Consider the following 26924-nt stretch of genomic DNA (forward strand, 5'->3'; position numbering starts at 1 on the left):
GCGCTCGTGTCCTCGAATGGCATCCCGAACCCCCCAGCGCAAAGCGCGCCAAACTGTTCGCGATGTCCTCGCACACCTGTTCGCGATGTCCCCGGTCCAAACACCTCCTTGAGGGGGAGATGGCCGGTAGGCCAGAGGGGGTCGTCGCGCGTGGATCGGCGACCCCCTCTGTCGCCTTCGGCGACATCTCCCCCTCAAGGGGGGAGAGCTGCAACTTCGCCGTCCGCGCTTGCTTCCTCGCTGGTCAAAACCCTCGCGGCTTGGCACAGTCGGGCAAACGGGAGCCTGTTGATGCCGAAGACCGCCAACGCGACAAAACCAAAACCCTGGGCCGAGATGGCGACGCATCTGGTCGATGTCGCCATGGGCCGCAAGCCCGCCGATCTCGTCATCCGCAACGGGCGCTGGGTCAACGTTCATTCCGGCGAGATCATCGCCGGCACCGACATCGCCATCGCCGGCGGTCGCTTTGCCTATTGCGGGCCGAATGCCGGCCACGCCATCGGCCAGGGCACCAAGGTGGTCGATGCCGGCGGCCGCTACCTGGTGCCGGGGCTTTGCGACGCGCATATGCATGTCGAGAGCGGCATGGTGACGGTGACGGAATTCTGCCGCGCGGTGATCCCGCACGGCACCACATCGATGTTCATCGATCCGCATGAGATCGCCAACGTGCTCGGCCTGCCGGGCGTGCGGCTGATGCATGACGAGGCGGTCGCCATGCCGGTCAACGTGCATGTGCAGATGCCGTCCTGTGTGCCGTCGGCACCGGGGCTGGAACATGCCGGCGCCGAGCTGACCGTCGCCGATGTTGCCGAGGCGATGACCTGGGAGAACATCGTCGGGCTCGGCGAGGTGATGAATTTTCCGGGCGTCGTCGCCAATGATCCGGTGATGTCGGGCGAGATCGCGGCGACGGTGAGGGCCGGCAAGACTGTCGGCGGGCACTATGCCTCGCGCGATCTCGGCCTGCCGTTCCACGGCTATGTCGCCGGCGGCGCCGAGGACGATCATGAAGGCACGCGCGCCGAGGATGCCATCGCCCGCGTCCGCCAGGGCATGAAGGCGATGCTGCGCCTGGGTTCGGCCTGGTATGACGTGGCCTCGCAGATCAAGGCGGTGACGGAGAGCGGGCTCGACCCGCGCAACTTCATCCTGTGCACCGACGACAGCCACTCCGGCACGCTGGTGCACGAAGGCCATATGGACCGGGTCGTGCGCCACGCCATCAACCAGGGCTTGAAGCCGGTGACGGCGATCCAGATGGCGACGCTCAACACCGCCCAGCATTTCCGGCTGGAGCGCGAGATCGGCTCGATAGCGCCGGGACGGCTCGCCGATCTGCTGATCGTCTCCGACCTCGCCGAAATGACCATCGACGAGGTCTATGGCCGCGGCGTCAGGCTGGCCAAGGGCGGCAAGCTCGAAATCGACATTCCGGCCTACGACTATCCGCGGACGGCGAAGAACACCGTCAAGCTCGGCAAGAAGCTCAAGGCAGGCGATTTCGACATCGCGGCACCGATAGGCGCCAACGAAGTGCGGGTGCGGGTCATCGGCGTCATCGAAAACCAGGCGCCGACGCGGGCGCTGGAGGCCGATCTTGCCGTCGAGGACGGGCTGGTTGCCATGGATCGCCGCAACGATGTCTGCCAGATCGCGCTGGTCGAACGCCACAAGGGCACCGGCGGCGTCACCAACGCCTTCGTCTCCGGCTTCGGCTATATCGGCGACTGCGCCATGGCCTCCAGCGTGGCGCATGATGCCCACCACATCATCGTCGTTGGCACCAACAAGCAGGACATGGCATTGGCGGTGAACCGGCTGGGTGAGGTCGGCGGCGGCGTCGTGCTGTTCTCCAAGGGCAAGGAACTGGCGCTGGTCGAAATGCCGATCGCCGGGCTGATGTCGGACGAGCGGGCGGAAATCGTCGCCGCCAAGGCGGACAAACTCAGCGACGCCATGCGCCAGATGGGCTGCTCGCTGAACAACGCCTACATGCAGCACTCGCTGCTGGCGCTGGTCGTCATCCCCGAGCTCAGGATTTCCGACGTCGGCCTGATCGACGTGACGACCTTCCAGAAGGTTGATTTGTTCGTTTGAACGCCGCCGGGGCGCCTATTCATCCGCCGGTGGCGATGGTCAGCACTTTGAACGGCGTGGTGATGACGATTTCGGCGACCGAGCCGACGGCCTTGCCGAGGCCCTGGCCGAGATTGTCGAGCTGGGCCGGCGCGGTCTCTTCGGAGGCGAGACCGGCCGGGGCGCGCAGGCGGTCGCCGAGCAGCTGCACCAGGAACGGGTTGTCGGCGAATTTGGCGTGGTTCAACCGGTCGCCGCCCTTGGTCTTGGTCAGGTCGACCACCGAGACGCCATAGCTGGCGAGGTCGGCCGCGTCGCCATAGTCGCCAACGCGCGGCTTGTCGCCGGAGATCAGGGTCGACAGCCTGAGCGCCCGGTCGTCGCCCGAAAGCAGCACGGCGAACGGCTTGTCGGGCTTGCCGTAGCGGATCATCTGCTTCTTGAACACGTCGACGTCGATGTCGGGCGAAGCCAGGATGACGTAGCCGAGCTTGCCGCCGAGGTCGCGGTCGCCGGTGATCGCAAGCTGGCGCAACGCTTCCATCGTCACCCAGGTCCCCATCGAATGGGCAATGATGTCGATGCTCTTGGCGCGGCTCTTGGCGAGCATGCGCAGCGTAGCTTCGAGATCGTCGCGCGCCGCATTGGCGCTTTCCTTGTCGTAGATGTAGCCGGTCGTCTTGCCGCTCGACGCCCACGAAAACAGCACCGGCGTGCCGGGGTATTTCGTGTCGTGCGCGATCTGCGTCAGCCGGTAGATGCCGTCGTCGAAACCGTTGTTGAAGCCGTGCACGAAAACCAGCGCGCGGTCGCCGCGCAGGGCGATGTCGGCGCCGACCGCCTTGGCGAATTGCGGCGCGCCTTCGTAGAAGGTGACGCCGGTCGCCGTGAAATCCTTCGCCGGATTGCTGTTGGCCGAGCCCTTGACCCGTTCGATGGCACCGACCTGATGCACCTTCGGCACCGTCACCTCGACGCTGGCAAAGCTGGTGCTCGGCGAACGGTCGCCGTCGAACACCTGCCGGGGCTCCTTCGTTGCCCTTTGCCGGGTTGTGGCGACGAAGATCTTGTGCGTCGCCGCAATGTCCGAAGCAGGCACGATGATCGTCGTCTTGTTGAGCAGATCGTGCGTGTTCTGGCCGGCGCAGCCTGCCAGCGCGAGCGCGAACGCAACGACGAGAAAGATCTTCGAAGGCACGATCACGCGGGCTCCCGCAAAGGCGACGTCGAGCCGGAGACGTCTTGGCCTATTCGATAGAGGCAGAGGCCGGCACGGTCCAGTTCAAACTGTTCCGATGGTGCGGCAATGGTCAACAACGACTGCCGCGCAATGCAGCTATTGTCCGACCGAGGCAATCCGGTCGGTCACCTCGCGGTCGCTGGCAAACCCGTCATCCTCGCGCAGCTTCTGGCCGATCAACTGCACCAATTCCGGATTGTCAGCGAACTTGGTGTGGTTGAAGCGGTCGGCTCCCTTGACGCTGGAGAGGTCGACGACCGAGACGCCATAGCTGGCGAGGTCGGCGGCGTCCTTGTAGTCGCCGACGCGCGGCCGCGCGCCGGCGATCAGGCCGGACAGCCTGAGCGCCCGGTCGTCGTCGGAGAGCAGCAGGATGAACGGCTTGTCCGGCTTGCCGTAGCGGCGCATCTGGCTCTTGAACACGTCGACGTCGATGTCGGGCGAGGCCAGCACGACGTCGCCGAGCTTGCCGCCGAGATCGCGGTCGCCAGTGATGGCGAGCTGGCGCAGCGCCTCCATGGTGACCCAGGTCCCCAGCGAATGGGCAACGATGTCGATGCGCCGCGCGCCGGTCTGCGCCAGCATTCTCAGCGTCACTTCCAGCTGGTCGCGGGCAACGCTGGCGCTTTCCTTGTCGTAGACATAGTCGGTGGTCTTGGCGCCCGACGCCCAGGAAAACAGCACCGGCGTGCCCGGATAGCCGGAATCATGGGTGATCTGCGTGACGCGGTAGACCGCATCGTCGAAGCCGGTGTTGTAGCCGTGGACGAAGACCATGACGCGGCCGCCGCGCGCCGCGATGTCGGCGCTGAGCGCACTGGAGAATTTCGGCTGGGTGTCGTATCCGACAACCTCGGAAGCCATGAAGTATTTGGCCGGATCGTCCGACTTGCCGCGCGAGCGCCGCTCGATCTGGCCTGTCTTGTGGATGCCGGGGACGGTGACGTTGACGCGGGCATAGTTCAGCGTCGCCGACCGCTCGCCGTCGAAGACCTTGTTGGGATCGTCGGAGCGCTTGCGCGTCGTTGCGATGAAGATCGAGTGGTTGCCGGCGATTTCCGTCACCGGCACCGCCATCATGGCGCTGCCGAGCAGTTCCTCGGTTTGGCGGCCACCGCAGCCGGCGAGCAGCGCGGCAAGGACAATGATGCAAATCGTCTTCAAGGGCACTTAAGCAATTCCACTCCGGCCTGACCAAAGGCCATCCACCTCCGCCGCCCCTCCCGGACAGGCGAAGTGCGGCAGAAGTAAGTCGCGGATGCCGAAATGCGCTCAGTGCCTCGCGACGGCCATCGCACTGTTGCGCGAAAGCCAGAACGGCGGCAGGAACGCCGGGATGTTGGAAAACGGCAGCACTTCCGGCTTCAGTCTTATGCCAAGCACGTCGGTCATGAAGGCGCGGCGCGCCTCGATGCGGCGCCAGGCTTCGGGATAGCGCGCGGCGATCTCTTCGCGCAGCGCCTCGTCGGCCAGCGCGATCCCGTCCTCGATGTTGGTGGTGAAATAATCGGTGCCGGTCGCCGGGATGATGTCGACCTGCAAGGCCATGCCAGACCTCAATCTGATGTCGGAGCCGGAAAATACCGGCGAATGCATCCATTCGTCGATATGGATGAGATGGCCGGGATTGAGCGACACGCCGAAGAACGGATCGCCGATCCGGTCGTGCACCGCCTGCCACAGCGCGCCGCCGGGAACGCCGATGCCGACCGTCTCATACCAGTCGACGACGGCGCAGAAATAGGGCGCGACCAGTTTCTCGACATAGTCCTGGATGCTCCTTGGAAGTTCGGCCGCGCCCTCGACCAGAAAACCGGCGCGGGCGTTGAGCGAGCCATGGATGCCGTAGGCCATGGTGATCGGGTCGCCGCGCTTGATGATTTCGAGGCGCGGGCTTGGCAGGCCATAGGCCGCGCGCCTGCCGGCCGACAGCATCGGGTGACAGCATTGCGGCAGGCCGTTGATGCCCATCAGCCGCGCCGCCCGCAATTCGGTCATGCCGGGTTCGATGACCTGTAGGACATTGCGCAGGCCTTGCGAGGAATAGGTCGCGGCGAATTCGAACGCGGCCAACTGGTCGGCCTCGTTGATGGCGCGCAGGCCGTCGGCAGGGTTCATCAAAAGGTTTGCCGCGTTGACGATCACGCCCCTATCGCCGGCAAGCGTGCGTAGCGTGTCGGCGATGAAGGACGGCAGGTCGAGCGTCGTTTCACCAAAACCGGCATCGCCGGGGCCGAACGGTTTCCAGCCGATGGCGCCGATGCGCTGGCCAGCTTTCAGGCCGCAATCGGCAAGAATGTTGGGAAGCGCCTGCGAGCGGTCGCGCGGCTGCGCCGGCAGCGAGAACGTCTGATAGAGCACGCGCTCGTAAGGCCCGTCGCAGATCTCGGCATAGCCCCAGCCCTCATTGCCGACCAGCAGTTTCGGCGGCTTGCCGGGAACGATGACCAGCAGCGTCTCCTCGAAGCGCGGATCGTAGCCGCAGAGATAGGCGACATTGGCGGCATGTTCGCGGTCGCCATAGACGACGAACGCGTCGAACCCCGCTTCGCCGCCGCGTGTAACCAGTGCCGCGATGCGGGCCTCATAGGTGGCGCGCGGAACCAGCGGCATCACCGTCGGCTCGCCGAACTCCGGCAGCGACACGGTTTTCTGGGCCACCGATGCGACAGGCATGAACAGACGCTCCTAACGGCCAACGAGGTTTTGGGAACACCCTTTCAGGGTGGCCGGACAATGGCTTCGTGAAGCCGGATATGCAATAGCGGGACCGAATTCGGCTAGCCTGTGGGGTGCTCTTGCCATGACCAGTTTCTCCTCTCGCGTCGCTGCCGCCGCTGCCGCGATCCGCGAGATGTTTCCGGAAACGCCGCTGCAGGAAAACGACTATCTGTCGAAGAAGAGCGGCGCGCGGGTGCTGCTGAAGCGCGAGGACCTGACGCCGGTGCGCTCCTACAAGATCCGCGGCGCCTTCAACTTCTTCCGCAAGACGCTTGCCGCCGGCAACGCTGCCGAGCTGTTCGTCTGCGCCTCGGCCGGCAATCACGCGCAGGGCTTTGCCTTCGTCTGCCGCCATTTCGGCAAGAAGGGCGTCGTCTTCATGCCGGTGACCACGCCGCAGCAGAAGATCGACAAGACGCGGCTGTTCGGCGGCGAGTTCGTCGAGATCAGGCTGGTCGGCGATTTTTTCGACGACTGCTACCGCGCGGCACTCGAATTCACCGAAACTGCCGGCGCGCACATGGTGCCGCCTTTCGACCACAAGGACATCATCGAGGGGCAGGCGACGGTCGCCTACGAGATATCAGGCCAGATGCCCGGCGCGCACATGGCTGATATCGTCATGCTGCCGGTCGGCGGCGGCGGCCTGGCCGCCGGCGTCACCCATTATTTCGCCGACCAGCTGCGTGAAACACGTTTCGTCTTTTGCGAGCCGGCCGGCGCCCCGAGCCTGAGCGAGAGCCTTGCCGCCGGAAAGCGGGTCAAGCTCGCCAAGGTCGACAATTTCGTCGACGGCGCGGCGGTGGCCGAGATCGGCCGCGAGCCGTTGCGCCACCTCAAGGAGTTTGCTGCCGATGCGGTGCGGCTGATCCCGGAAAACCGGCTCTGCGCGACCATGATCGAAATGCTCAATGTCGAAGGCGTCGTGCTCGAGCCGGCCGGTGCGCTGGCGATCGATGCGCTCAAGGATTTTTCCAAAAAGGAAATCAGGGGCAAGACCATCGTCGCCGTGGTGTCTGGCGGCAATTTCGATTTCGAGCGGCTGCCGGATGTGAAGGAACGGGCGCTGCGCTTCGAGGGCTTGAAGAAATACTTCATCATCCGCTTTCCGCAGCGGCCCGGCGCGTTGCGCGATTTCCTCGAATTGCTTGGTCCTGACGACGACATCGCCCGCTTCGAATATCTGAAGAAATCGGCGCGCAATTTCGGCTCGGTGCTGATCGGCATCGAAACCAAGGACCGCCGCAATTTCGACCTGCTCAAGGCGAATTTCGACGCCGAGAGCGTCCATTACCAGGACATCACCGACAACGAGACGCTCGCCGGGTTCATCATATGAGCAGCAACGATCTTCCGAGCACTCAGGCGAAGGTTTTTATCGCGCTGTTTTCCGGCATCAATGTCGGCGGCAACCGCATCGTCAAGATGGCGGAGCTCAGGTCATTCTTGGAGCAGCTCGGCTTCTCCGATATCGCCACCCATGTGCAGAGCGGCAACGCCGTGTTCCGGTCGCCAGACGGCGATGCGGCGATGCTGACCAGGCGGCTGGAAGCGGAATTCGAGAAGAAATGGGGCTTCCATTCGCGCATCATGGTGCGCGATCTCGGCTGGCTCGAGCGGCTGGCGGCGGACAATCCCTATCCGGAAGTGGCCGGCGAGCCGACCAAGCTGCATGCTTATGCGCTGGAGCGCCGGCCGACCGCCGAGGAGGTGGCCCGTCTGGCGGAAAAATGCACCGGGCCCGAACGCTTCGAGATCAAGGGCGACGTGCTCTACCTGCATGCGCCCGACGGCCTCGGCAAATCGGTCTTTGCCAATCTCATCCCGCGCGTTCTGAAGGTGCCCTGCACGGCGCGCAATTGGCGCACCGTGCTGATGCTGCTGGACACGGCCAAGGCCGGCGGTTGACAGGTCGTCTACGCGGCCGGAGCGCGTTTCCAGTCGAATGCCAGCTCTTCACGGAAGGCGAAGCGCTTGATGTGCTCGGCGACGACCGTTTCCAGGCGCTCGAGCGAGCCGGCTTCATCGGTCGTCACTGCAATGTGCAGCGCAGCCGGGTCGGCATCGAGAACCGTGCGGCCGAGCGTCAGATCGATGGTGCCATGGTTCGGGTCGAATTCGACGGGAAACTTGTGCGCCCAATGTTTGCACAGCTGCTGCAGATAGCGGCTGGCATGTTCGGTGGCGACGTCGACATGGCTGGCCGGCATGAATGAATTCTCCTTGGGAATGCGAACGGGAAAACCGAACCAGGGCCCGCCGACGTCCGCTCAAGATAGCGTGATGGCTACCAGCTGCCGGTGTTCGGCATCGACGCCCACGGCTCGGCCTTTGGCTTGGCCGGGCCTTTCTGCAACAGCTCGATCGAGATGCCGTCCGGCGATTTGACGAACGCCATGTTGCCGTCGCGCGGCGGCCGGTTGATGGTAACGCCATTGTCCATCAGCCGCTGGCAGGTGGCGTAGATGTCGTCGACCTCATAGGCAAGATGGCCGAAATTGCGGCCGCCCTTGTAGTCTTCCGGGTCCCAATTGTAGGTCAGCTCGATCAGCGGCGCCTTTTCGGAGATGCCGCTCTGCTCGTCTTCGGGCGCGGCGAGGAAGATCAGCGTGTAGCGGCCCTGCTCGTTTTCATGGCGGCGCACTTCCTTGAGGCCAAGCTTGTTGCAGTAGAAATCGAGCGAAGCATCGATGTCGGCGATGCGGACCATGGTGTGCAGATAGCGCATGATTTCCTCCTTATGTTGCGTTGCGGCGCACCATAGGGGCGGCCCGGCCAAAGGGCAATCGGCCACGCTTGCCAGCGCCGGCAAACGGCAAATCCGCTATTCCTGTATGGAACCGTGAAAAAAGGCAGGTCAGGTCTTGCACACACCGGAAGCCGCGGTGTTAATCTGATACCAAGAATCAGTTGCAGTGTTTCTTGAAAAAAGGGGGCGTTCTTATGGGGGAAAAGGCCTCTTTCATGGGGCGGGACGGGGCCGGTAGCGATGCGTTGAAGCGGGATGAGAGCGCCGATACGGCCGATCTCATCGAAATCGCTGGCGCCATCAAATGGTTCGACGTAGCCAAGGGCTACGGGTTCATCCTTCCCGATGATGGTACTTCGGGCGACATCCTCCTCCATGTGACATGCCTTCGAAAGGACGGTTTTCAGACCGCGCTTGAAGGCGCCCGTGTCGTCTGCCTGGTCAAGCAGGGCGAGCGCGGGCTGCAGGCCTTCCGCGTGCTCTCGATGGATGTCACCACGGCGGTGCATCCGGCGGAGATGCAGGAGCAGCGCACCCATGTCGCGGTGACGCCGGAAAGCGGCCTCGAACGGGCGCTGGTGAAATGGTTCAACCGCACCAAAGGGTTCGGCTTTCTGACCCGGGGCGAGGGCACCGAGGATATTTTCGTCCACATGGAGACGCTGCGCCGCTACGGCATCACCGAACTCCGCCCGGGCCAGGTGGTGCTGGTCCGCTTCGGACGCGGCGACAAAGGCCTTATGGCTGCCGAAATTCACCCCGATATGGGTACCTTGCCGGTCTCGCATTAGTTCCGGTCGAGGATTTCATATGGCTCACAGGAACCGGCTGACGGCGGGCGCGCTCTGCGCCGGGATTTTCCTCATCGTCGCCGCAAGTGCCTTCTTCTATTTTCAGCAACCGAGTTCGGCCGGCGGCAAGGCGATGATCCTTCCCGTCGACCCGGCGCCGCTGGTCGCGGTGACGAAGGCCGGCGAGCGTTCTTTCTCCGTCGAAATTGCCGACACGCCCGCCGAGCGCGAGGCCGGCCTGATGTTCCGCCGGCACATGGCCGACAATCACGGCATGCTGTTCGTGTTCGGTGCGCCGCAGGATGTGAGCTTCTGGATGAAGAACACGCCGATGCCGCTCGACCTGATCTTCGTCGGCCAGGACGGCCGGATCCGGGCGATCAAGCAGGGCGAGCCGCAGTCGGAGGCGATCATCTCGCCGGACGAACCGGTGCGCTTCGTGCTCGAGCTCAAGGCAGGCACCGCCGCCAAAAAGGGCATTAAGGACGGCGACCTGCTGCGCCATCCGGCCATCGGCACGGCGCCTGGGCCGGCCATGCCGCCGCCCGACAAGGGCGACGCGCCGAGTGTCGATTCCGACTGAACGAACGGGCAGGATCTTCGGCCGATGCAGTTCTTCTCCCATGATGGTTTCGACCTTGCTTTCCTTGATCGCCAACCGGCGTCGGGGCAGGGCGATCCGGTGCTGATGATCCACGGCTTTGCCTCGAGCCATTACGTCAACTGGGTGTCGCCCGGCTGGTTCAAGACGCTGAACGATGCCGGCTACCGTGCGATCGCCTTCGACAATCGCGGCCACGGCTCGTCGTCGAAGAGCTATGACGAAGCCGACTACACGCCGGCAAAAATGGCGTCCGACGCGGCAGCGCTTTTGAACCATCTCGGCATCGAACGCGCCCATGTCATGGGTTATTCGATGGGCGCGCGCATATCGGCGTTCCTGGCGCTCTCCAACCCGGACAAGGTGGCGACGCTGGTCTTCGGCGGCCTCGGCGTCGGCATGGTCGCCGGCGTTGGCGACTGGGATCCTATAGCCGACGCCCTTCTGGCCGACGATCCGGCAGGCACCAGCGATCCGCGCGGCCGCTCGTTCCGCGCCTTCGCCGATCAGACCCGCAGCGATCGCCGGGCGCTCGCCGCCTGCATCGCCACCTCGCGCGAATTGCTGAGCGAGGCCGACATTGCCCGCATTGCCCAGCCGACGCTGATCGCCGTTGGCACCAAGGACGACATCGGCGGCTCGCCGGATGAACTCGCCGCTCTGATGCCCAACGCCAGGGCTTTTCACATCGAAGGCCGCGACCATATGCTGGCGGTCGGCGACAAGGCCTTCAAGCAGCGCGTGCTGGAGTTTTATGCCGAGCATCCGCTTTGATGGACGGCTCCCAAAGCGACCATTGCGCCTGAAGCTGGGGTCCTTAGCGGTTTTGCAACGATACAGGAGTAAATAAGCGCGACGTGTGGATCGGTTCAAACCCGCCATGCGCTGAACGGAGGGCAGGGGGTATCATGGCACAATGGGGAAGGACCGACGCCGCTTTGCCGGGCGTCATTGCAAAAGGCACGTTCGGCGAATGGTCCGTTGTTCTAGCGCTGGCTGCTTTAGCGGCAGGGGCGATGGCGATCACCGCGTTGATAGCAATGCCGAGCGACGCGTCTCCACTGCTCCAGAACAGTGCGACGGGCTTCTTCGCTGCGGTATTTTTTCTGGCCGGGCCTTTGGCACATCTTACGGGAGTGGTCTTCGGGTTGATGGCCGTTGGTCCCCCAAACGACAATCGTGTGCTCGGCCTGGCTGGCATCGTGGTCAATGGTGCGTCGCTGGCGGCTGGGGTGTTCATGTTGTGGGGAATGGCATCGACTTTTGGCGCGTTCACCTGATTTCGGGCAAATCTCCCGGACGCAAGGGAGCGACGCGAGCTACGATCCAAGCGCCCTGAGCGAGCGTGCAATGTTTTGCTTGGCCCGCGTTTCGAAGCGCCGGCGGAACTCCTCGCTGTGAAAGATATGCGGGCGCGCGAGGAAGCCCTTCAGGACGGCGGCACGGCCGGCCCGCCACATCGGCTCATCGACCCACTGGTATTCGCGGCGAACCGCCTGTTCGTAGGCGTCGAACACGTCGGGCGCGGCACCCAGGATCGCCAGGTCCATGTCGAGGAACAGCGCCGCGTCACGAACCGAATGTTGATCGTCAAGGGGCGGCAATTCGTGGCTGGCAGTGGCAGTGATCATCGCCGCAATGCGACCGATGCGTTGTGCGTCGGAGCGGCCGGCGAGCTTCTCCTCGGCAAGTGCGGCACTCCTCGCCTCATTGTCCTTGGCGCGGCTGTCGTAGATCGCGTCGTGGAACCAGATCGCCGCTTCGACTGCTTCAGGATCATGCAGCAATGCCTTGTAATCGTTGGCTAGCGCCAGCATCGCCTCGATATGGCCAAGGTCGTGGTAGTGGCGATCTTCGGCCGCATAGAGCGCGGAAAGCTCGCGCTTCAGGGTCTCGTCCATCAAGGTTGGGTTTTCCATGGCTGCTTGAAATTCCGCCAACCAAATCCATTTGACGAAGCACTAAGGAAAATTGAGTTCACCCGTGCTATGATCTGGCTTATAGGTGCGGCCGGAGAATAGGCAAGCCGCCAACCGAGACAGTGGATGACATTGGATGGCCGGAGACATCAGATGAACAGCGTTACGATTTCCCGTCCCACCATGGTGCAGCCGGTAGATCCGATCTGGCGTTCGATCCGCGATGAAGCGATGGAAGCGGTCAACCGCGATCCGCTGCTGGCGGCGTTCCTCTATTCGACCATCCTCAACCAGGAAAACCTGGAAGAAGCGGTCATTCACCGGCTGGCCGAGCGCCTCGCCCACCAGGACATCGGCTCCGACCTCATTCGCCAGACATTCAAGGCAATGGCGGCCGACGACAAGGATTGGTCGACGACGGTGCGCGTCGACATCCAGGCCTATTACGACCGCGATCCGGCCTGCGACCGCTTCATCATGCCGGTGCTCTACTTCAAGGGTTTTCATGCCATCCAGACGCACCGGCTGGCGCATTGGCTGTGGAACCAGGGCCGCCAGGATTTTGCGCTGTATTTGCAGAGCCGGTCGTCCTCGGTGTTCCAGACCGACATCAATCCGGCCGCCCGCATCGGCAAGGGCATCTTCCTCGACCACGCCACCGGCCTCGTCGTCGGCCAGACGGCGGTGATCGAGGACGACGTGTCGATCCTGCACGGCGTCACGCTGGGCGGCACCGGCAAGGCCGGCGGCGACCGCCACCCCAAGATCCGCTACGGCGTGCTGATCGGCGCCGGCGCCAAGATCCTCGGCAGCATCGAGATCGGCCATTGCTCGAAGATCGCGGCCGGCTCGGTGGTGCTGTCGCCGGTGCCGCACAACAAGACGGTTGCCGGCGTGCCGGCCCGCGTCGTCGGCGAGACCGGCTGCGATCAGCCGTCGCGGCAGATGGACCAGCTGTTGCCATCGCAGACGATGGACCACGTCGTCAGCTTCGACATCTGAGTGCTCGGGCAGGGCTGAATTCCTGCCCCCTATGCCGGCTTGCCTTTACATGGCCATTGTCGACGTGCCAGAAGCGCGCTCACCAATGCATGTCGCCCAAAAGTGCCCAGCGGTTTTGGGATAGCGACATGGATGAAGCAAGATTCAAAGCGCGTCGCATCGATCTCTTCAGACGCGACGTACTTTAGCAAGCGACGATCGGAGAAGACTGTTGAAGCCGGACGAAATCAGAAAGCTGGACGCCTATTTCAAGCGCACCTTCCAGAACCCAAAACTCGAAGTGAAGGCGCGGCCGCGCAAGGAAGATTCGGCCGAGGTCTATGTCGGCGACGAGTTCCTCGGCATCGTCTTCAAGGACGAGGACGACGGGGACTATAATTTCTCGATGGCGATCCTCGACATCGATCTGGCCTGAGCCGGGAATTTTGCGACTGGCGCCGGCGGGACAGCGAAGGATCGCTACGGAACGGCTCGTTTCGTTGCTTACCGCCCGGTCTTCAGCACACGCGTTGCCTCGCCCGAAATCGCCGCATCGAGCGCCTGCCAGTCGCCCAGGAATTCCCGCGGGAAGCGGTAGGTGAGGCTGAGATTATCGCCGACCAGGATGTCGCGCTCGCAGGGCGCTAGCGATTCGTCCGCGCTCGGGCCGCTGAGGCAGCGTGCAACAAACGGATCCTTGCCGGGGCGGTCGGCGACCGCCAGCACTTCGTTGAGATAGCCTGATTTTTCGCTGAAGGCGTAAAGCGTCGTGCTGCCAGGGCCGGGCGTACCCGGCTTGGCAATCAGCGCACTGTAGATCGGCGCAAAGCGGCCGCTCATGTCGCGCGACATCATCTGCGGCTCGAACGACAGGAAGACGATGTCCTTGCTGGGTCCGGTGTGGTTGAAGTCGTTGCGGGCAGCCTCGCTGTAACCGTCCATCTCGGGATAGCGCAGATAGAGGTCGAGCCGCGAGGCGATGCCGTCGCGCCGGGCCTGGGCAAAGCGGATGACATTGGCCGGCACGGCGATGACGTTGTTGCCGATGACGACCTTGTGGACCGTGGTGTCGTCGGTGTACCCGGCCATGGCGATCGAGCGGCCGAACCATCTGCCGCCAAGGCTGATCGCCATCGAAAGCAGCGCCAGCGTTGCGAATGCATAAAACACCCGCTTCATCAGCGTCGAATCGACAACACTGAGTTGCTGGCCCTGTGTTGCGGCTGCCTGCTTCATCGCGACCCTCATCTGTCGTCCCGTCGGGTGTGCCTGAGCGGCACATCTCGGCGCGGCACGGCTCTTGCTATGCAGCTTTTGCAGGCGACTGTGCGATTTCATGGTAAACGGAGGGTAAAGATGGGTCCCGTCGAACAAATCATATTCAGTTTTATGGCTGGGCTGACGGCTTGCGGCCTGGCCGGATCGGCGATGGAGCTGATCGCAGGCCGCAAGCTTGCCTTCGTCCAGCCCTATGTATCGTCGAAGCACATGCTGCGCTCGCTCGCTGCGACGGCTTGCGCCGGGCCGCTGATGTTCGCCAACGAGGCGCTGGACGCCTGGCGCGAGCGTCGCATCTCGGTGCTGGGGCTGATCTCCTGCGGCTGTATGGCGACCATCTGGGCGCTGGCGCTGGGCATGGTGGTGATCGCCATTGCGTCCTGGGCGGCTTCGCTTCTAGGGTCTGGCAGCTTGTCGGTGTGAGACGATCTGGAGACAGCAATGCCGATCTACGCGATTGACGGAAAAGCGCCCGCCTTCGAGGACGCCGACAGCAACTGGATCGCGCCCGACGCCACGCTGATCGGCAATATCAGGATCGGCCGCAATGCCGGCTTCTGGTTCGGCGTCGTCGTCCGCGGCGACGACGAGCCGATCGTCATCGGCGCCGACACAAACGTGCAGGAGCACACAATCATGCACACCGACGCCGGCTTTCCGCTGACCGTCGGCCAAGGCTGCACGATCGGCCACCGTGCCTTGCTGCATGGATGCACGATCGGCGACAACACCCTGATCGGCATGGGCGCCATCATTCTGAACGGCGCGAAAATCGGCAACAACTCGCTGGTCGGGGCCGGCGCGCTGGTCACCGAAGGTAAGCAATTCGCCGACAATTCGCTGATCGTCGGCTCGCCCGCGCGCGTCGTCAGGACGCTCGACGAAGCCGCAATCGCCAGGCTGCGCGCCTCGGCCGCGCATTATGTGGCCAACGGCAGGCGATTCAGGGCTGGGCTGAAGAAGGTCTAGCCGATCCAGAAATGGTGGAGCCGGCCTTGGGATACCGAAAGCATAGCCCCTTCCAAGTCAAACCGGCTGGGCGGTCGGCCGGAACAAGATCTCGTTGATATCGACGTCGTCGGGCTCGTTGATCGCGAAGGCGACCGTGCGGGCAAACGTATCTGGCCCCACGGCGATCTTGCTCACGAAGTCCCTGGTGTCCTGCTGGATATCCTTCTCGCTGATGTGCTCGAGCAACTCTGTGGTGACAGCGCCCGGCGAGATCACCGTGGTGCGGATGTTGTAGGGTTTCACCTCTTTCCGCAGACCCTCGGACAGCGCACGCACGGCGAACTTGGTGGCGCAATAGACCGCCGCACCCGGGTCGACCACATGGCCGTATACGGACGAGACATTGATAATGTGCCCCGATCGCTGTTCCTTCATGTACGGAAGTGCGGCCGCGATGCCGTAAAGGACGCCCTTGATGTTGACGTCGATCATCCGGTCCCATTCGTCAATCTTGAGCCGTTCGAGCGGGGCCAACGGCATGAGGCCCGCATTGTTGAGCATCACGTCGATGCGGCCGAATTCCCGGACCGCCGTGTTCACCAGGTTCTGGACCTGGCCGGCGTCGGTGACGTCCGTAGTGACGGCCTTGGCTTTGAGCCCAGCGGCGGTCAGTTCCTGGACAAGCGCGTCGATGCGGTGTGACCGGCGTGCACCCAGGACCACGGAAGCGCCTCGCGCGGCAAGATGGTGTGCCGTCGCTTCACCGAGGCCACTGCTGGCACCGGTGATGACAACGACCTTGTTCTCGATTCCTTCGGACATGAGATTCTCCTAGACAAGAATTGAAAGAGTTCAGGTGCGGGGGCCGGCCGAGGCGGCGAGCAAGGCCGAACCCGTGAGCAGGACGGCGGCGAGAAGGAAGGCGCTCCACCAGCCGGCCGCGTCGAACAGCAGGCCTCCCGCGATAGCGCCGCCCGCGATCGCGAACTGGATCAGGGCGACCTGGAGTCCGCCCCCGGCCTCCAGGTCTTCAGGGATGAGCGTGGTCATCCAGGTGTTCCACGCCACCGGGATCGGGGTCGCGAACAGTCCCCAAAGAACCAGCAGGCCGGCCGTCGTGTCTGCAAACGGTCCAAAGGCAATCAGGAGTAGAGCGAAGACCGCGAGGGCACTCGGCAGCCCGATGAGCACGGCTGTGAGGTGCCGCCGGAGTATGAGGCCGATGATCGACAGTCCCGCCAGGCCGCCGAGGCCGACGCCCAACAGAGCCATTGAGAGGGTGTTGACCTCGAGGCCCGTCACGTTTTCCAGAAACGGCCGCAGGTAGATCGAGAGCGCGTTCTGCCCGATGAACGCGAGCCCGGTTGCGCCCATGCCGATGGCGAATCTGCGATTCCGCAGCAAGCGGAACATGCTCGACACCGAGGCGGCCTCCATCGGTGGCATCTTCGGGAGAACGGCCAACTGCCACACGAGCGCCGCAAGGCCGATGGGGACAGTGACGAAAAAGGCTCCCCGCCATCCGATCAGCGATCCGAGGAAGCTGCCGACGGGCGCGGCGATCACCAATGCGAACGCAGTGCCACCCTGGAGCAAGGCAATGGCCTTGGGCAGGTCGGGTCCCGGGGCCAAGCGGGCCAGAATGGCCGTCGACAGTGACCAGAAACCGCCGATCGCGATGCCGACCAGCGCCCGCCCGGCCAGGAAGACCAGGAAGTTGGGAGCAACCGCCACCGCCAGGCTCGATGCGGCCAGCACTGCCGTATGGAGCAGAACCACCGTCCGTCGATCGACGTTTCGCAACAGCGAGTTGCCGAAGAGGCTGGTAACCACGGCGAAGAATCCGGATACCGCGATTGCCTGGCCGGCCTGACCCTCGGAGACGGCCAGATCCTGAGCGATCGGGGTGAGCAGGCTCACCGGCAGGTGTCAGCAGCGGCGGCCTCGCCCAGCGCGAGTTCAATGGTCATAAGGCAGTCTCCTGTCCGTTCCCGAATTAAGTAGTCGGGCTGGCCAAATGCGACTAGCGGGTATAATTTTGATGTGGTTGTGAATGAGGCTCATCAATGCCACGCGACGAGTTCGCCGAAATGCGCGCGTTTCTGGAGATCACCCGGACGCGGAGCTTCACCCGAGCAGCCGCCAAGCTCGGCGTCACTCCTTCGGCTCTTAGCCACACCATCAAGTCGCTGGAGTCGCGGCTTGGCGTCCGTCTTCTGTCTCGCACCACGCGCGACGTGGCCCCGACGGCGGCCGGTCAACGCCTCAAGGAAGGCATCGAACCGCATTTCGAAGGCATCGCGGCTGAGCTCAGCGCTCTCGGCGTCCTGCGCGACAGGCCGTCCGGCAACATTCGCCTGGTGTGCACCGACGATTCGGTCGACATTGTCTTCCGCGCCCGGCTGCCAAAGTTCCTGAGCGACTTCCCCGATATCAATGTCGAGCTGGTGGTTGATAACGCCTTCACCAACATCGTCGAGCGCCAGTTCGACGCCGGTGTTCGGCTGGGCGAGTCCATTGCCCGGGACATGGTAGCCGTGCGCATCGGAGCCGACGTGACCTACACTGTCGTCGGCTCACCCCGTTACTTCGCCCACCGGACACCGCCGCAGACGCCGCAGGAGCTGACCGACCATAACTGCATCAACTACCGGCTGCCGACGTCAGGATCGGTCTATGCATGGGAATTGCGGGAAGGAGCGCGCGAGTTCAGTGCTCGGGTCGAGGGGCAACTGACGCTTAACAACATGGGGCCGGCGATCCAGGCCGCGCTTGACGGAGTGGGCTTGGCCTATCTACCGCGCGAACTCGTCCTGCCACACATTGAGAGTGGCCTTCTTCAGGAAGTCCTGACCAAATGGTGCCCGACGTTCCAGGGTTACCACCTGTACTATCCAAGCCGACGCCATCCCTCTCCGGCGTTTTCCGCCTTTGTCGACACGTTCCGTATCAGGGGCAAGTAACAGCGTTTCGACGGCAAACGGCAGCTCGTATCCCACAAACGATCGTGAGACAGCTTGGATGACGAAGCGCAGTTGGAGGCAAAGCCGAGATAACTGTATCGAGATGTTGTTCCGCCGGAAATGGTGGAGCCGGCCCGGGGACGGGGCCGGCTCCTTAAACCCGGTCGTTGGGGACGGGGAGGGTGGGGACTCGACCGGGTTTCTCCTAAAGCGCGAAGTCATGCGACGCACTTAACCTCTGTTTTATGCATGTCGTTATCCCACAACCGCTACGCGCTTTTGGGCGACATGCATTGGCGTCCTCAGCGGACGCTGGCGACCGCGTCGGAGCGGCCGTCGTTGATCGTCACCCAGGCGCCGGAATTCCGGTCGGACTGGCGCTTCAGATAGGTGTAGCCGGTATTGGTCCAGGACAGCACCTTGGGCTGCAGATTGTCGAGGATGAACTCGCCAAGACTGGTGCGCACGGTCAGCACAGCATGGCCGTCGCCGTTGCGCTGACGCACGACCGTCATCAGCAGATCGCCGGCCGGCACGCCGATGCTCATCAGCTCGCGGCGCTTTTCCAGCGCATAGTCCTCGCAGTCGCCGAAGCCGTTATTGGGAAAGGACCAGACTTCCTCCTTGCCCCACATTTCCATGTCGGTGCGGGGCGCGACCTTGCTGTTGACCGAATTGTTGATCTTGACGATCGTCGCCCACAGCTTGCGGGTGAGCTCGACCGGTGCCTGGTCAGGCGTCCTCTGATTGCATTCCCGCGGAAACTGCTGGCACAATTCGTAGTGACCGACCGGCTGTGTGGTGCGGCCGCCGGTGTGCATGAAGGCCGGCTCCGCCGCGTTTGCAGTCCCCCAGCCGAAAAGCTGCATCGCTATTGCCGCCAGCAACAGCTTGCCCCTCATCCTGTTCATTATTCCGTCTCCCCGTTTGAGGAGACAATGACACGGCTGGATTTATTTGACGCAAAAGCGCGAAGTAGACATTAAGTAAAACAACAATAGAATAAACATAAAATTTGATGCAATTAAGTATAGAATTGTTTATGGATTCCAGCCGGGTGCGTTCCCATGCTTCGTCGCCCCGTTCGAACAGCTAAGATGGCGGGACGAGGGGGCGCGAAGGTCGCCAGCCTCGCTTCCCGATGGCGCTAACGCTTCCGCGTCAGCCGCGCGGTGAGCTGAATTCGGTATCAAGCGTTTCGGGGCGCTGGATGACGGCGAACTCGATGGCGATGCCATCTTCGAAATGGCGCACCACCTGGCCGCGCATGGTGCCCAGCGTCACCTGGACGCCGATGGCCGGCTTGACGTCGATCTCGATCGCCGCGCCCGACAGCGACAGGTCGATGATGCGGCACTGGTACTGGCGTCCGTCGGCAAGCTGCAGCACGCTCGTCGGGTTGCGCGGCGCGACGCGTTCATGGCGACGGTCTTCCGGCAGGTCGAGCTCGTGCTTGTTGGCAAGCCAGGTCAGTTGCGCGGCGAGCTTGTCCCTCTTGCGCTCCGACGCGATGACGGTCATCGCAAAGCCATCCTGCAAAGTGCGGGTAATGACGCCCTCGATGCGTCCGATATGATCGATATAGGCAATGACCTTTTCGCCAGCCAGGCCGGCGCGCTCGGTGCGCAGCGAAACGTTGCCGGGCGACATGTCGACTACCTGGCAGGGATGTTCGGTGCGGTCTTCCAGCATGAAGCGTCCGTAAATCTTCACGCGGACGCGCTGAAAGTTACGCCTTTCAGCTTGGGACGGTGCATGGTCGACCGCCGCTGACCTCATCACTGCCATACCCCGTTCGGCATTCCGCGCATGGATGCGGGGAATTTCAGCGGAAAACTACAACAAAGCAGGTTAACAAAGGGGAAAACCCGGCGCTGTTGCTTTAAGCTTTGGGCATCATTCCTCGCGTCCGCCGTCGAAGACGACCAGGTGACGGATGCGGCGGGCCTGGCCGAGCGCCGAAATCGTCTCGGGCGGGTCGAATTCCGACGGGGCGAGCGAGGGAACCTCTATCGCCGGCCGGTTCTTCAGGAACATCGGCTCCTTGTCGGGATCGACGACACGGATCGAATCGATCAACGCGTCGAAAACCGGGTCCGCGCCCAGCCAGAAGGGCTTTTCGACGGCGCTTATCACGCCGAGGCAGCGCGGGCTCTCGACCCCGCCGTCGAGCGGCAACGCGAGCAGCTCGAACCTGTTGGAGCGGCCATTGCGGCTGAAACCCTCATAGGTAATGAGGGCCGCCGATTTCAGGTCGAAGACGCCGTCGGTCAGCTTCGAGATCAGCCGCTGGTCCTTTTCGCGCCACAGCGAAGGGAATGAAAACCCCTTGAGTTCGCGGCCATAGACTGCGCAAAGCCTGGTGCCGGCCAGCCGGAACACCGCTTCGCCGCGCGTGTCCTTTTCCAGGATAAACGTGTCGGCCAGCAGCGACTTGATGTCGGCCGGTTCGACTTCCGAGCGCTTCGGGGCAGGGCGTCCGTCACGCAACCGGTTCCAATAATGGAACAGCGTGATCGATCCGGTCTGGTTCATGCTAATGCTGCTCCGCGCATTCTGTCTTCTGATGTCCCATCGGTGAACAGAAGGGCGCCCTCCGAAGACCTACATGCGTTGCGGAGCAGGATGCGTGCCAGCATCGTTAATACTTGTTCACGGGTCGGGGCGGTTAAGGTTAACAACTGGTTTACGTTGCGCGCCTGCCAGCCCTGTGGCACACCGAAATCACTCCAGAAGCGGTCGTTTTGCGACGATCGGCAGCACTTCAGTCAAGAGTTCAGGGGGAGCAAGGGGGCTCGACCAGCCGTTCAAGGGAAACCTTGGACGGCTTCTTTTTTGATCCGGGCCTGCTGATTCGCCGTTTGTGATTCGGTTGGCCGTGATCTACATGCTCGCGAAGTCCAATCCAGCGACTGAGTGCAAGCCATATGAGTGACCCAGAAAGCCCACCGCAGATCGAGCAGGGCCAGGGTGGGCGTGTCGCCCGCGAACCGGAGCAGCGCCGCGAGCCGGTGTTCAACCTGCCGCCCGTGGTGCTGGCGGTGATCGGCATCTGCGTCGCGGTCCATCTGATCCGGGTCTATTGGCTGACCGACGACCAGGACTTCGAACTGCTTGTCCGGGCTGCCTTTGTGCCGATCCGCTATTCCGGCCGCTTCGACCTGGATTTCTTCGCCTTTTCAAGCCCTTTTACCTATGCCTTCCTGCATGGCGGCTTTGCCCATCTTGCCATCAACATGGTGTGGCTCGCGGCTTTCGGCTCACCGTTGGCCAACCGCTTCGGCGCGCTGCGCTTCAGCCTGTTCTTCGCCGCGACGGGACTGGCGGCGGTGGCGCTGTTCTGGGCCATGCACCCGCTTGGCGAGGCACCGCTGGTCGGCGCCTCCGGCGCGATTTCCGGCATGATGGGCGCGGCGGCGCGCTACGGCTTCCGCATCGACCGCTCGTCGGGCAAGGCCGCCTTCGCTGGCCGGCCTTTGCCGATGGCGGCGGTCCTGCGCTCGCGTGGCGTCGTCACCTTTCTCGCCATGTGGATGGTGATCAACCTGGCGACCGGCCTCTTCGGCCTGGCGCCCGGCATTGACGGCCAGATCGCCTGGGAAGCCCATATTGGCGGCTTTCTTGCCGGCTTCTTCGGCCTGCGGTTTTTTGATCGGCGAGAGCAGGTGCCCCGGCAGACGGAGGAGCCGGAGAGCTGAGACCTCCGCACTTGAAAAGCAACCGATCGCGGCGCACCATGTTCATCCCAGGGAAAGCCGGCCAGGGCAGGAGCCGGCAGGAAATGCAGAGGAGGACGCCATGACTGTTAAGGCAATTCTCGAGGCAAAAGGCCACGACGTGGTGACGCTCGGGCCGAACGAAAAGCTCAGCGAAGCCATCCGCATGCTTTCCGAACACAGGATCGGCGCGCTGGTCATCACCAACGGCGATCACAAGATCGTCGGCATTCTTTCCGAGCGCGATGTGGTGCGGGTTCTCGCCAAGGAGGGGGCCGCGGCGCTCGACCTTGCCATCCGCTCGGCGATGACGCCCAAGGTGAAGATCTGCAATGAGAACCACACCGTCAACGAGGTGATGGAGATCATGACCAAGGGTCGCTTCCGCCATCTGCCGGTGGAAAAGAACGGGCTGCTCGACGGCATCGTGTCGATCGGCGATGTGGTCAAGCGGCGCATCGAGGATGTCGAGCGCGAGGCCGAGGAGATCAGGGCCTATATCGCCACGGCATGAGGCGGCGGCGGCCGGGTTGCCGGCCATTTGAATTTTTCAAGCTGCTATAGCAGTCCATCGCGGCAGCTGCGGGCCTGTGCCGCGTCGGCGCCTGCGGCTTGGCGCTTGTCTCGCGAAGCGGTTTGCACTAGCGAAGTTGCACACCAAAATATGCGTTCCGCATATCCGCAATTCCAATATGCAGGCCCTTATGAGCATCATCGATACCCGCACGCCCGACGCCAAGCGCCTGGTTCCCGGCGCCACCGGCGACTGGGAGATCATCATCGGCCTCGAGGTCCACGCGCAGGTGACCTCGCAGGCAAAGCTGTTTTCCGGCGCCTCGACCACTTTCGGCGCCGCGCCCAACGCCAATGTCAGCCTGGTCGATGCGGCGATGCCTGGCATGCTGCCGGTGATCAACGAGGAATGCGTCAAGCAGGCGATCCGTACCGGTCTGGGCCTGAAGGCCCAGATCAACCACAAATCGGTCTTCGACAGGAAAAACTATTTCTACCCCGACCTGCCGCAGGGCTACCAGATCTCGCAGTTCAAGCAACCGATCGTCGGCGAGGGCAAGGTGATCGTCTCCGTCGGCCCCGACCGGCAGGGCGAGTTCGAGGATATCGAGGTCGGCATCGAGCGCCTGCATCTGGAGCAGGATGCCGGCAAGTCGATGCACGACCAGCATGCGACGATGTCCTATGTCGATCTCAACCGCTCCGGCGTGGCGCTGATGGAGATCGTTTCGAAGCCGGATATGCGCTCCGCCGATGAAGCCAAGGCCTATGTCACCAAGCTGCGCACCATCGTGCGCTACCTCGGCACGTGCGACGGCAACATGGACGAAGGCTCGCTGCGCGCCGACGTCAACGTCTCGGTACGCCGGCCTGGCGGTGAATTCGGCACGCGCTGCGAGATCAAGAACGTCAACTCGATCCGTTTCATCGGCCAGGCCATCGACTCCGAGGCGCGCCGCCAGATCGCCATCCTGGAGGACGGCGGCAAGATCGACCAGGAAACGCGGCTGTTCGATCCCAATAAGGGCGAAACGCGCTCGATGCGTTCCAAGGAAGAAGCGCACGACTATCGCTATTTCCCGGATCCCGACCTTCTGCCGCTGGAATTCGACCAGGCCTATGTCGATGCGCTGGCAAAGGACCTGCCTGAACTTCCGGACGCCAAGAAGGCACGGCTGATCTCCTCGCTCGGCCTGTCGACCTACGACGCCTCGATCCTGGTATCGGAAAAGGCGGTCGCCGACTATTTCGAGAAGGTGGCCGCTGGTCGCGATGGCAAGCTTGCCGCCAACTGGGTCATCAACGATTTGCTGGGTGCGTTGAACAGAGCCGGCAAGAGTATTGAAAATGCTCCGGTTTCGCCCGATCAGCTCGGCGCGGTCATCGATCTGATCAAGGAGGGCACCATCTCCGGCAAGATCGCCAAGGATCTGTTCGAGATCGTCTGGAACGAGGGCGGCGATCCGCGTCAGCTGGTCGAAAGCCGCGGCATGAAGCAGGTCACCGATACCGGGGCTATCGAAACGGCGGTGGACGAGGTGATCGCCGCCAACCCGGACAAGGTCGAACAGGCGCGCGCCAAGCCGACCATGGCCGGCTGGTTCGTCGGCCAGGTGATGAAGGCGACCGGCGGCAAGGCCAACCCGCAGGTGGTCAACGAGCTGGTCAAGGCCAAGCTCGGGATCGAATAGGATGTTCGTCCGCACCGCCAGCGAGCGCGATCTTGCGGCGGTGCGCGCATTGCTGGTGGAGACATGGCACGCCACCTATGACGCCATCTACGGCGCGGCGCGGGTCACCGAAATCACCGACGAATGGCATTCGATCGCCGCGCTCAAAGCGCGGTTGACACGACCGAACTCGGAATTCCTGGTCGCGGACGACGGCAAAAGCATCGGTGGCATGGCTTTCGCGGCCGCCACGACGGATGCCGGGGTCGTCATGCTGAACCAGCTTTACGTGCATCCGGCCTGGCAGAGGCAAGGCATCGGCCAGGCCCTGCTGGACGAGATCGAGGCCAGCTTTCCGGAGGCCCGAACGCTGCGCGTCGAGGTCGAGGAAGCAAATGCTCCGGCCGTTGCCTTTTACCGCTCGAGAGGGTTCACGCCCGCCGGCAACACGGCCGATTGCGGCGGCGCCTCAGGATTGCCGGCGCTGGTTTTGGAGAAGGCGATCGGCTAGCTCGTTCGCCTGGCGCTCAGTTGCGTTTCACGGGCAGGTTGAAGCAGCCGGCGGCGAGAAACTCGCACGGCAGGCTGCCGCCGCCGTCCGACGTGTGCGGGGGCGTAGCGGCTTCGATCTTTTCGACCTCGTAATATTTCGAGGTGACGCCCCATTTTTTAACGCCCTGGCACGTCGAGCGCACGCCAACCTCCGTCGCCTTTGCCGCCGTCTTGTAATAGGTGGTGATCCGGCAGGATTGGCTGACCGGCAGCGCGTTCGCCGGGATCGTGACCGGCGGCAGGAAGTTCGGGAAGGCAAGCAGCGAGATTGCCGCAATGATCCGGACGGCGGGCATGGTGTGGGGCGAGTGCAGCATCGTGCGTCTCCATCGATGGCGCCGCTCGCTCGCGGCGCAGCGGCGCGTTTGTTTCCGCAAGATCAGGCCATGACGCCGGCGCTGCCGCATCGGCCGCGCGGGGGATGGCGGGAACTGCCGCCGTGATCCGCGAGCGGCCGCGTCAGCGCGTTTTCGGCTTGATAAGCGTCTTTATCGGAACGGCGACTTTTGGAGGCCGGACCGTACTGGTTCCACCATCGACGGCCAGCTCGCCGCTATTGAGATAGCGTACCGTATAGTGCAGCTCATAGGCGGGAACTCTGATCCATGTAGGCTTGGGATTGAACTGGTCCGGAGGCCTCGAATACCACTTCGGGATCTGCATGATCTTGGAACCGGCACCGAATCCCGCAGTCTTGGCCGCTACTGCGAAGGCGCTGTCTCTGGGATCGTTCGGCGGCTGGTCGACATTGCCGATGACCACTAGCGAATCGTATTTTCGCGCGTCGAGCCGTACTGCGGGAAGGTTCAGCGCAGCCACGTCGCCTTCGCGCATCGTCAGCGCCTTCTGAAGGCCGTCCTCATTGGCGTAGACGTTGAGGTTTATAGCCTCGGATTCCGCATAGACGACATTGCTGTGGAAGTCGCGGGCTGACAGGCGTGTGAGGCTGTCGAAGGTGACTTCAACCGTCGGCTTGGCTATGGCGTCCGTCACCACCAGGTTGCGCCGCGGCACCGTCCAGAAGATGAGATCATCGCCGGTAGCCTGCGTGCCGGCATCGGAGCCGTCTATTGCCGAGCATTTCGAATTTGGAACCGGCGTCGTCACCGGTAGGGGTGCCGAAAACGAGTTGCGTACCTGCGCGTCGATGTAATTGCCGACGTTGAAAACGTCCTCGAGGATGTTGCCGCCCTCGAAGCTCGCCGGGCCGGGTTGCGAGCGGATGATGACCTGGCTGGAATCGGTCTGCCAGCCGCTGCAGAAGACGTTGACGTCTATGGGAATGCCGATGTGGCGGTCGGAGGTCACCGGGATCGAGACTTTGATGGTCAGGATGTAAGGAACTTTGACAAACCAGCTGTTCGGCTGGTTCAGCATCTGCGTCGCAAAGCGCGACGGCCGCCATTGCTTCAGCGATTCGATCGATGCGCGTGACGATCGTCCCTGGGCGGCCAGCTGTGCGTTGGTGGCGTCGACCTTGGCTTGCGCCAGGTTGCGGACGGTGTTGGTGATCAGGAACACGCCGAGTTCGGCTTTGCACGGCTTGTTCGATTGTGTGGCGTTGCATGGGGCAAGTGCCGCACTGGGAACCGGCGGCCCCGAAGGCGGCGGCTGGGCGGCCGCGGTGGCCGCCATCAGGCAGAAGAACAGCATCATGCAGGTTTTCAACATGGTATCCTCGCTCTGTCGTTGGAAACCACCCTCCGGCTAGACAGCAGCACTTCTTCGATGGCGGTTCATCGCCCGCACGGGGGATGAACCGCGAAACGTCGGGCCGGCCCAGCGACGTCGAGCCGCCGTCCTTTCGGATCGGACATCTACTGCTTCACGACGCCTTTGGTTGTCGCCTTCGGCGCGACGACCTTGGGCTTGGGGGTTTTCGGGCCGGGGTCGACTACCAATGCAGCCGTGCAGGAGCACTTGCCCGAACCGCAGTTCAGGTCGCCCTTGCACATTTTGGAGTGCCGCATATCGGTGCAGTCGGCGGTCCCGGAGCAGGAGCAACTGCCTTGCCCGATCGTTCCGGACTGACATTTGAAGCTCCATGCCGGATCGGCGGCAAGGCCGGCCACAGCGAGCGATAAGGCAAAAAGCGTCGTCGAGATGAGCTTGCGCATGAATACCTCCCGGTTCTATCGAGCGATGGAACCACGAAGCAGCAACGCTTTCATCTCCCGCGCGGGGGACGAACTCGCAT

The 26924-nt window shown here is 63.1% G+C and carries 30 protein-coding genes and 1 pseudogene; 16 read left to right on the top strand and 15 right to left on the bottom strand.

The genetic code is table 11. The features are described 5' to 3' along the window. Window positions 1-291: 291 nt before the first annotated feature. A complete protein-coding gene (ade, locus tag NKH78_RS13615) occupies window positions 292-2103 on the top strand; it encodes an adenine deaminase (protein ID WP_352883086.1) in 1812 nt (603 codons plus the stop codon). A 19-nt stretch (window positions 2104-2122) separates the two neighbouring features. Here the strand turns inward: ade and NKH78_RS13620 are convergent, their stop codons facing one another. The 3 genes from NKH78_RS13620 to NKH78_RS13630 form a co-directional block, all read right to left on the bottom strand. After that, entirely contained in the window at window positions 2123-3286 is a 1164-nt protein-coding gene (locus NKH78_RS13620) for an alpha/beta hydrolase (RefSeq protein ID WP_352739700.1), read from the bottom strand. 132 nt (window positions 3287-3418) lie between these two features. Further along, window positions 3419-4492 carry an alpha/beta hydrolase gene (locus NKH78_RS13625; RefSeq protein ID WP_254817699.1) on the bottom strand — a complete coding sequence of 358 codons (1074 nt, stop codon included), beginning with the start codon at window positions 4490-4492 and terminating at the stop codon, window positions 3419-3421. Window positions 4493-4594: 102 nt separating this feature from the next. Continuing rightward, on the bottom strand, window positions 4595-5998 hold the full coding sequence (locus tag NKH78_RS13630) for an aminopeptidase P family N-terminal domain-containing protein (protein ID WP_352883089.1): 1404 nt from the start codon (window positions 5996-5998) through the stop codon (window positions 4595-4597). Window positions 5999-6125: 127 nt separating this feature from the next. Between NKH78_RS13630 and ilvA the strand changes: the two genes are divergently transcribed. Together ilvA and NKH78_RS13640 are read left to right on the top strand one after the other, a co-directional pair. After that, a complete protein-coding gene (gene ilvA / locus NKH78_RS13635; RefSeq protein WP_352739706.1) occupies window positions 6126-7382 on the top strand; it encodes a threonine ammonia-lyase IlvA in 1257 nt (418 codons plus the stop codon). Continuing rightward, window positions 7379-7951: a DUF1697 domain-containing protein gene (locus NKH78_RS13640; RefSeq protein WP_352739708.1), complete on the top strand. Its 573-nt coding sequence runs from the start codon at window positions 7379-7381 to the stop codon at window positions 7949-7951. The genes ilvA and NKH78_RS13640 overlap by 4 nt, the downstream gene beginning before the upstream one ends. A gap of 8 nt (window positions 7952-7959) precedes the next feature. On the opposite strand, the gene NKH78_RS13645 is transcribed toward NKH78_RS13640, so the two are convergent. Both NKH78_RS13645 and gloA read right to left on the bottom strand, forming a co-directional pair. Next, on the bottom strand, window positions 7960-8253 hold the full coding sequence (locus NKH78_RS13645; protein WP_254817703.1) for a DUF2218 domain-containing protein: 294 nt from the start codon (window positions 8251-8253) through the stop codon (window positions 7960-7962). Window positions 8254-8330: 77 nt separating this feature from the next. Beyond that, window positions 8331-8771 carry a lactoylglutathione lyase gene (gloA, locus tag NKH78_RS13650; protein ID WP_352509416.1) on the bottom strand — a complete coding sequence of 147 codons (441 nt, stop codon included), beginning with the start codon at window positions 8769-8771 and terminating at the stop codon, window positions 8331-8333. 236 nt (window positions 8772-9007) lie between these two features. Between gloA and NKH78_RS13655 the strand changes: the two genes are divergently transcribed. The 4 genes from NKH78_RS13655 (at window position 9008) to NKH78_RS13670 (ending at window position 11464) form a co-directional block, all read left to right on the top strand. Next, window positions 9008-9583: a cold-shock protein gene (locus NKH78_RS13655; protein ID WP_352739759.1), complete on the top strand. Its 576-nt coding sequence runs from the start codon at window positions 9008-9010 to the stop codon at window positions 9581-9583. Between the two features lie 19 nt (window positions 9584-9602). Next, a complete protein-coding gene (locus NKH78_RS13660) occupies window positions 9603-10166 on the top strand; it encodes a DUF192 domain-containing protein (RefSeq protein ID WP_352509414.1) in 564 nt (187 codons plus the stop codon). A 24-nt stretch (window positions 10167-10190) separates the two neighbouring features. Then, window positions 10191-10958: an alpha/beta fold hydrolase gene (locus tag NKH78_RS13665; protein WP_352739710.1), complete on the top strand. Its 768-nt coding sequence runs from the start codon at window positions 10191-10193 to the stop codon at window positions 10956-10958. A 134-nt stretch (window positions 10959-11092) separates the two neighbouring features. Further along, the gene (locus tag NKH78_RS13670; RefSeq protein ID WP_352739712.1) at window positions 11093-11464 is read left to right on the top strand and encodes a hypothetical protein; all 372 of its coding nucleotides are present in this window, start codon (window positions 11093-11095) and stop codon (window positions 11462-11464) included. 39 nt (window positions 11465-11503) lie between these two features. Here NKH78_RS13670 and NKH78_RS13675 read toward each other — a convergent pair whose 3' ends face one another. Next, on the bottom strand, window positions 11504-12103 hold the full coding sequence (locus tag NKH78_RS13675) for an HD domain-containing protein (protein WP_352739714.1): 600 nt from the start codon (window positions 12101-12103) through the stop codon (window positions 11504-11506). 153 nt (window positions 12104-12256) lie between these two features. On the opposite strand from NKH78_RS13675, the gene cysE reads away from it, so the two are divergent. Further along, window positions 12257-13105, top strand: coding sequence for a serine O-acetyltransferase (cysE, locus tag NKH78_RS13680; RefSeq protein WP_352739716.1), 849 nt, complete (start codon window positions 12257-12259; stop codon window positions 13103-13105). Window positions 13106-13316: 211 nt separating this feature from the next. Beyond that, the gene (locus tag NKH78_RS13685; RefSeq protein ID WP_023674799.1) at window positions 13317-13520 is read left to right on the top strand and encodes a DUF3126 family protein; all 204 of its coding nucleotides are present in this window, start codon (window positions 13317-13319) and stop codon (window positions 13518-13520) included. A gap of 68 nt (window positions 13521-13588) precedes the next feature. Here the strand turns inward: NKH78_RS13685 and NKH78_RS13690 are convergent, their stop codons facing one another. Further along, a complete protein-coding gene (locus NKH78_RS13690; RefSeq protein WP_352739718.1) occupies window positions 13589-14320 on the bottom strand; it encodes a hypothetical protein in 732 nt (243 codons plus the stop codon). Window positions 14321-14440: 120 nt separating this feature from the next. Between NKH78_RS13690 and NKH78_RS13695 the strand changes: the two genes are divergently transcribed. Together NKH78_RS13695 and NKH78_RS13700 are read left to right on the top strand one after the other, a co-directional pair. Continuing rightward, the gene (locus tag NKH78_RS13695; RefSeq protein ID WP_352739720.1) at window positions 14441-14785 is read left to right on the top strand and encodes a DUF6949 family protein; all 345 of its coding nucleotides are present in this window, start codon (window positions 14441-14443) and stop codon (window positions 14783-14785) included. 18 nt (window positions 14786-14803) lie between these two features. Then, the gene (locus NKH78_RS13700; RefSeq protein WP_352739722.1) at window positions 14804-15331 is read left to right on the top strand and encodes a gamma carbonic anhydrase family protein; all 528 of its coding nucleotides are present in this window, start codon (window positions 14804-14806) and stop codon (window positions 15329-15331) included. A gap of 57 nt (window positions 15332-15388) precedes the next feature. Here the strand turns inward: NKH78_RS13700 and NKH78_RS13705 are convergent, their stop codons facing one another. Beyond that, complete coding sequence (locus tag NKH78_RS13705; RefSeq protein ID WP_352739724.1) at window positions 15389-16135, bottom strand: SDR family oxidoreductase; 747 nt, start codon at window positions 16133-16135, stop codon at window positions 15389-15391. 30 nt (window positions 16136-16165) lie between these two features. Continuing rightward, a pseudogene (locus NKH78_RS13710) lies at window positions 16166-17239 on the bottom strand (MFS transporter); the annotation flags it as partial. Between the two features lie 140 nt (window positions 17240-17379). Here NKH78_RS13710 and NKH78_RS13715 point away from each other — a divergent pair. Further along, entirely contained in the window at window positions 17380-18276 is an 897-nt protein-coding gene (locus NKH78_RS13715) for a LysR family transcriptional regulator (protein WP_352883097.1), read from the top strand. A gap of 302 nt (window positions 18277-18578) precedes the next feature. On the opposite strand, the gene NKH78_RS13720 is transcribed toward NKH78_RS13715, so the two are convergent. The 3 genes from NKH78_RS13720 to NKH78_RS13730 form a co-directional block, all read right to left on the bottom strand. Next, window positions 18579-19178, bottom strand: a complete 600-nt coding sequence (locus NKH78_RS13720; protein WP_352508589.1) for a transglutaminase-like cysteine peptidase — start codon at window positions 19176-19178, stop codon at window positions 18579-18581. Between the two features lie 259 nt (window positions 19179-19437). Beyond that, complete coding sequence (locus tag NKH78_RS13725) at window positions 19438-20055, bottom strand: PilZ domain-containing protein (RefSeq protein ID WP_254817716.1); 618 nt, start codon at window positions 20053-20055, stop codon at window positions 19438-19440. Window positions 20056-20172: 117 nt separating this feature from the next. Beyond that, entirely contained in the window at window positions 20173-20811 is a 639-nt protein-coding gene (locus NKH78_RS13730) for a PAS domain-containing protein (RefSeq protein ID WP_352477429.1), read from the bottom strand. A gap of 392 nt (window positions 20812-21203) precedes the next feature. On the opposite strand from NKH78_RS13730, the gene NKH78_RS13735 reads away from it, so the two are divergent. The 4 genes from NKH78_RS13735 (at window position 21204) to NKH78_RS13750 (ending at window position 24686) form a co-directional block, all read left to right on the top strand. Next, the gene (locus NKH78_RS13735) at window positions 21204-21974 is read left to right on the top strand and encodes a rhomboid family intramembrane serine protease (RefSeq protein WP_352739728.1); all 771 of its coding nucleotides are present in this window, start codon (window positions 21204-21206) and stop codon (window positions 21972-21974) included. A gap of 100 nt (window positions 21975-22074) precedes the next feature. Then, window positions 22075-22506 (top strand): CBS domain-containing protein, encoded by a 432-nt coding sequence (locus tag NKH78_RS13740; RefSeq protein WP_023717464.1) that lies wholly within the window; start codon window positions 22075-22077, stop codon window positions 22504-22506. 190 nt (window positions 22507-22696) lie between these two features. Beyond that, a complete protein-coding gene (gene gatB, locus NKH78_RS13745) occupies window positions 22697-24196 on the top strand; it encodes an Asp-tRNA(Asn)/Glu-tRNA(Gln) amidotransferase subunit GatB (RefSeq protein ID WP_352649222.1) in 1500 nt (499 codons plus the stop codon). 1 nt (window position 24197) lies between these two features. Then, the gene (locus tag NKH78_RS13750) at window positions 24198-24686 is read left to right on the top strand and encodes a GNAT family N-acetyltransferase (RefSeq protein ID WP_352649223.1); all 489 of its coding nucleotides are present in this window, start codon (window positions 24198-24200) and stop codon (window positions 24684-24686) included. A 16-nt stretch (window positions 24687-24702) separates the two neighbouring features. On the opposite strand, the gene NKH78_RS13755 is transcribed toward NKH78_RS13750, so the two are convergent. The 3 genes from NKH78_RS13755 to NKH78_RS13765 all read right to left on the bottom strand — a co-directional run bounded on the left by NKH78_RS13755 (window position 24703) and on the right by NKH78_RS13765 (window position 26844). Next, window positions 24703-25044, bottom strand: coding sequence for a hypothetical protein (locus NKH78_RS13755; protein WP_352739730.1), 342 nt, complete (start codon window positions 25042-25044; stop codon window positions 24703-24705). A gap of 142 nt (window positions 25045-25186) precedes the next feature. After that, window positions 25187-26398 (bottom strand): hypothetical protein, encoded by a 1212-nt coding sequence (locus tag NKH78_RS13760; RefSeq protein WP_352649225.1) that lies wholly within the window; start codon window positions 26396-26398, stop codon window positions 25187-25189. A gap of 146 nt (window positions 26399-26544) precedes the next feature. After that, on the bottom strand, window positions 26545-26844 hold the full coding sequence (locus NKH78_RS13765) for a hypothetical protein (protein WP_352646745.1): 300 nt from the start codon (window positions 26842-26844) through the stop codon (window positions 26545-26547). Window positions 26845-26924: the final 80 nt, after the last annotated feature.

The organism is Mesorhizobium sp. M0910, assembly GCF_040319465.1.
Taxonomy (GTDB): Bacteria; Pseudomonadota; Alphaproteobacteria; order Rhizobiales; family Rhizobiaceae; genus Mesorhizobium.

What these genes read in the sequence shown, in the direction of transcription:
- ade (WP_352883086.1), top strand. Translation starts at nt 292, where the DNA reads ATGCCGAAGACCGCCAACGCGACAAAACCAAAACCCTGGGCCGAGATG.
- NKH78_RS13630 (WP_352883089.1), bottom strand. Translation starts at nt 5,998, where the DNA reads ATGCCTGTCGCATCGGTGGCCCAGAAAACCGTGTCGCTGCCGGAGTTC.
- ilvA (WP_352739706.1), top strand. Translation starts at nt 6,126, where the DNA reads ATGACCAGTTTCTCCTCTCGCGTCGCTGCCGCCGCTGCCGCGATCCGC.
- NKH78_RS13640 (WP_352739708.1), top strand. Translation starts at nt 7,379, where the DNA reads ATGAGCAGCAACGATCTTCCGAGCACTCAGGCGAAGGTTTTTATCGCG.
- NKH78_RS13645 (WP_254817703.1), bottom strand. Translation starts at nt 8,253, where the DNA reads ATGCCGGCCAGCCATGTCGACGTCGCCACCGAACATGCCAGCCGCTAT.
- gloA (WP_352509416.1), bottom strand. Translation starts at nt 8,771, where the DNA reads ATGCGCTATCTGCACACCATGGTCCGCATCGCCGACATCGATGCTTCG.
- NKH78_RS13655 (WP_352739759.1), top strand. Translation starts at nt 9,008, where the DNA reads ATGGGGCGGGACGGGGCCGGTAGCGATGCGTTGAAGCGGGATGAGAGC.
- NKH78_RS13660 (WP_352509414.1), top strand. Translation starts at nt 9,603, where the DNA reads ATGGCTCACAGGAACCGGCTGACGGCGGGCGCGCTCTGCGCCGGGATT.
- NKH78_RS13665 (WP_352739710.1), top strand. Translation starts at nt 10,191, where the DNA reads ATGCAGTTCTTCTCCCATGATGGTTTCGACCTTGCTTTCCTTGATCGC.
- NKH78_RS13670 (WP_352739712.1), top strand. Translation starts at nt 11,093, where the DNA reads ATGGCACAATGGGGAAGGACCGACGCCGCTTTGCCGGGCGTCATTGCA.
- NKH78_RS13675 (WP_352739714.1), bottom strand. Translation starts at nt 12,103, where the DNA reads ATGGAAAACCCAACCTTGATGGACGAGACCCTGAAGCGCGAGCTTTCC.
- cysE (WP_352739716.1), top strand. Translation starts at nt 12,257, where the DNA reads ATGAACAGCGTTACGATTTCCCGTCCCACCATGGTGCAGCCGGTAGAT.
- NKH78_RS13690 (WP_352739718.1), bottom strand. Translation starts at nt 14,320, where the DNA reads ATGAAGCAGGCAGCCGCAACACAGGGCCAGCAACTCAGTGTTGTCGAT.
- NKH78_RS13695 (WP_352739720.1), top strand. Translation starts at nt 14,441, where the DNA reads ATGGGTCCCGTCGAACAAATCATATTCAGTTTTATGGCTGGGCTGACG.
- NKH78_RS13700 (WP_352739722.1), top strand. Translation starts at nt 14,804, where the DNA reads ATGCCGATCTACGCGATTGACGGAAAAGCGCCCGCCTTCGAGGACGCC.
- NKH78_RS13705 (WP_352739724.1), bottom strand. Translation starts at nt 16,135, where the DNA reads ATGTCCGAAGGAATCGAGAACAAGGTCGTTGTCATCACCGGTGCCAGC.
- NKH78_RS13715 (WP_352883097.1), top strand. Translation starts at nt 17,380, where the DNA reads ATGCCACGCGACGAGTTCGCCGAAATGCGCGCGTTTCTGGAGATCACC.
- NKH78_RS13720 (WP_352508589.1), bottom strand. Translation starts at nt 19,178, where the DNA reads ATGAGGGGCAAGCTGTTGCTGGCGGCAATAGCGATGCAGCTTTTCGGC.
- NKH78_RS13725 (WP_254817716.1), bottom strand. Translation starts at nt 20,055, where the DNA reads ATGAGGTCAGCGGCGGTCGACCATGCACCGTCCCAAGCTGAAAGGCGT.
- NKH78_RS13730 (WP_352477429.1), bottom strand. Translation starts at nt 20,811, where the DNA reads ATGAACCAGACCGGATCGATCACGCTGTTCCATTATTGGAACCGGTTG.
- NKH78_RS13735 (WP_352739728.1), top strand. Translation starts at nt 21,204, where the DNA reads ATGAGTGACCCAGAAAGCCCACCGCAGATCGAGCAGGGCCAGGGTGGG.
- NKH78_RS13740 (WP_023717464.1), top strand. Translation starts at nt 22,075, where the DNA reads ATGACTGTTAAGGCAATTCTCGAGGCAAAAGGCCACGACGTGGTGACG.
- gatB (WP_352649222.1), top strand. Translation starts at nt 22,697, where the DNA reads ATGAGCATCATCGATACCCGCACGCCCGACGCCAAGCGCCTGGTTCCC.
- NKH78_RS13750 (WP_352649223.1), top strand. Translation starts at nt 24,198, where the DNA reads ATGTTCGTCCGCACCGCCAGCGAGCGCGATCTTGCGGCGGTGCGCGCA.
- NKH78_RS13755 (WP_352739730.1), bottom strand. Translation starts at nt 25,044, where the DNA reads ATGCTGCACTCGCCCCACACCATGCCCGCCGTCCGGATCATTGCGGCA.
- NKH78_RS13760 (WP_352649225.1), bottom strand. Translation starts at nt 26,398, where the DNA reads ATGTTGAAAACCTGCATGATGCTGTTCTTCTGCCTGATGGCGGCCACC.
- NKH78_RS13765 (WP_352646745.1), bottom strand. Translation starts at nt 26,844, where the DNA reads ATGCGCAAGCTCATCTCGACGACGCTTTTTGCCTTATCGCTCGCTGTG.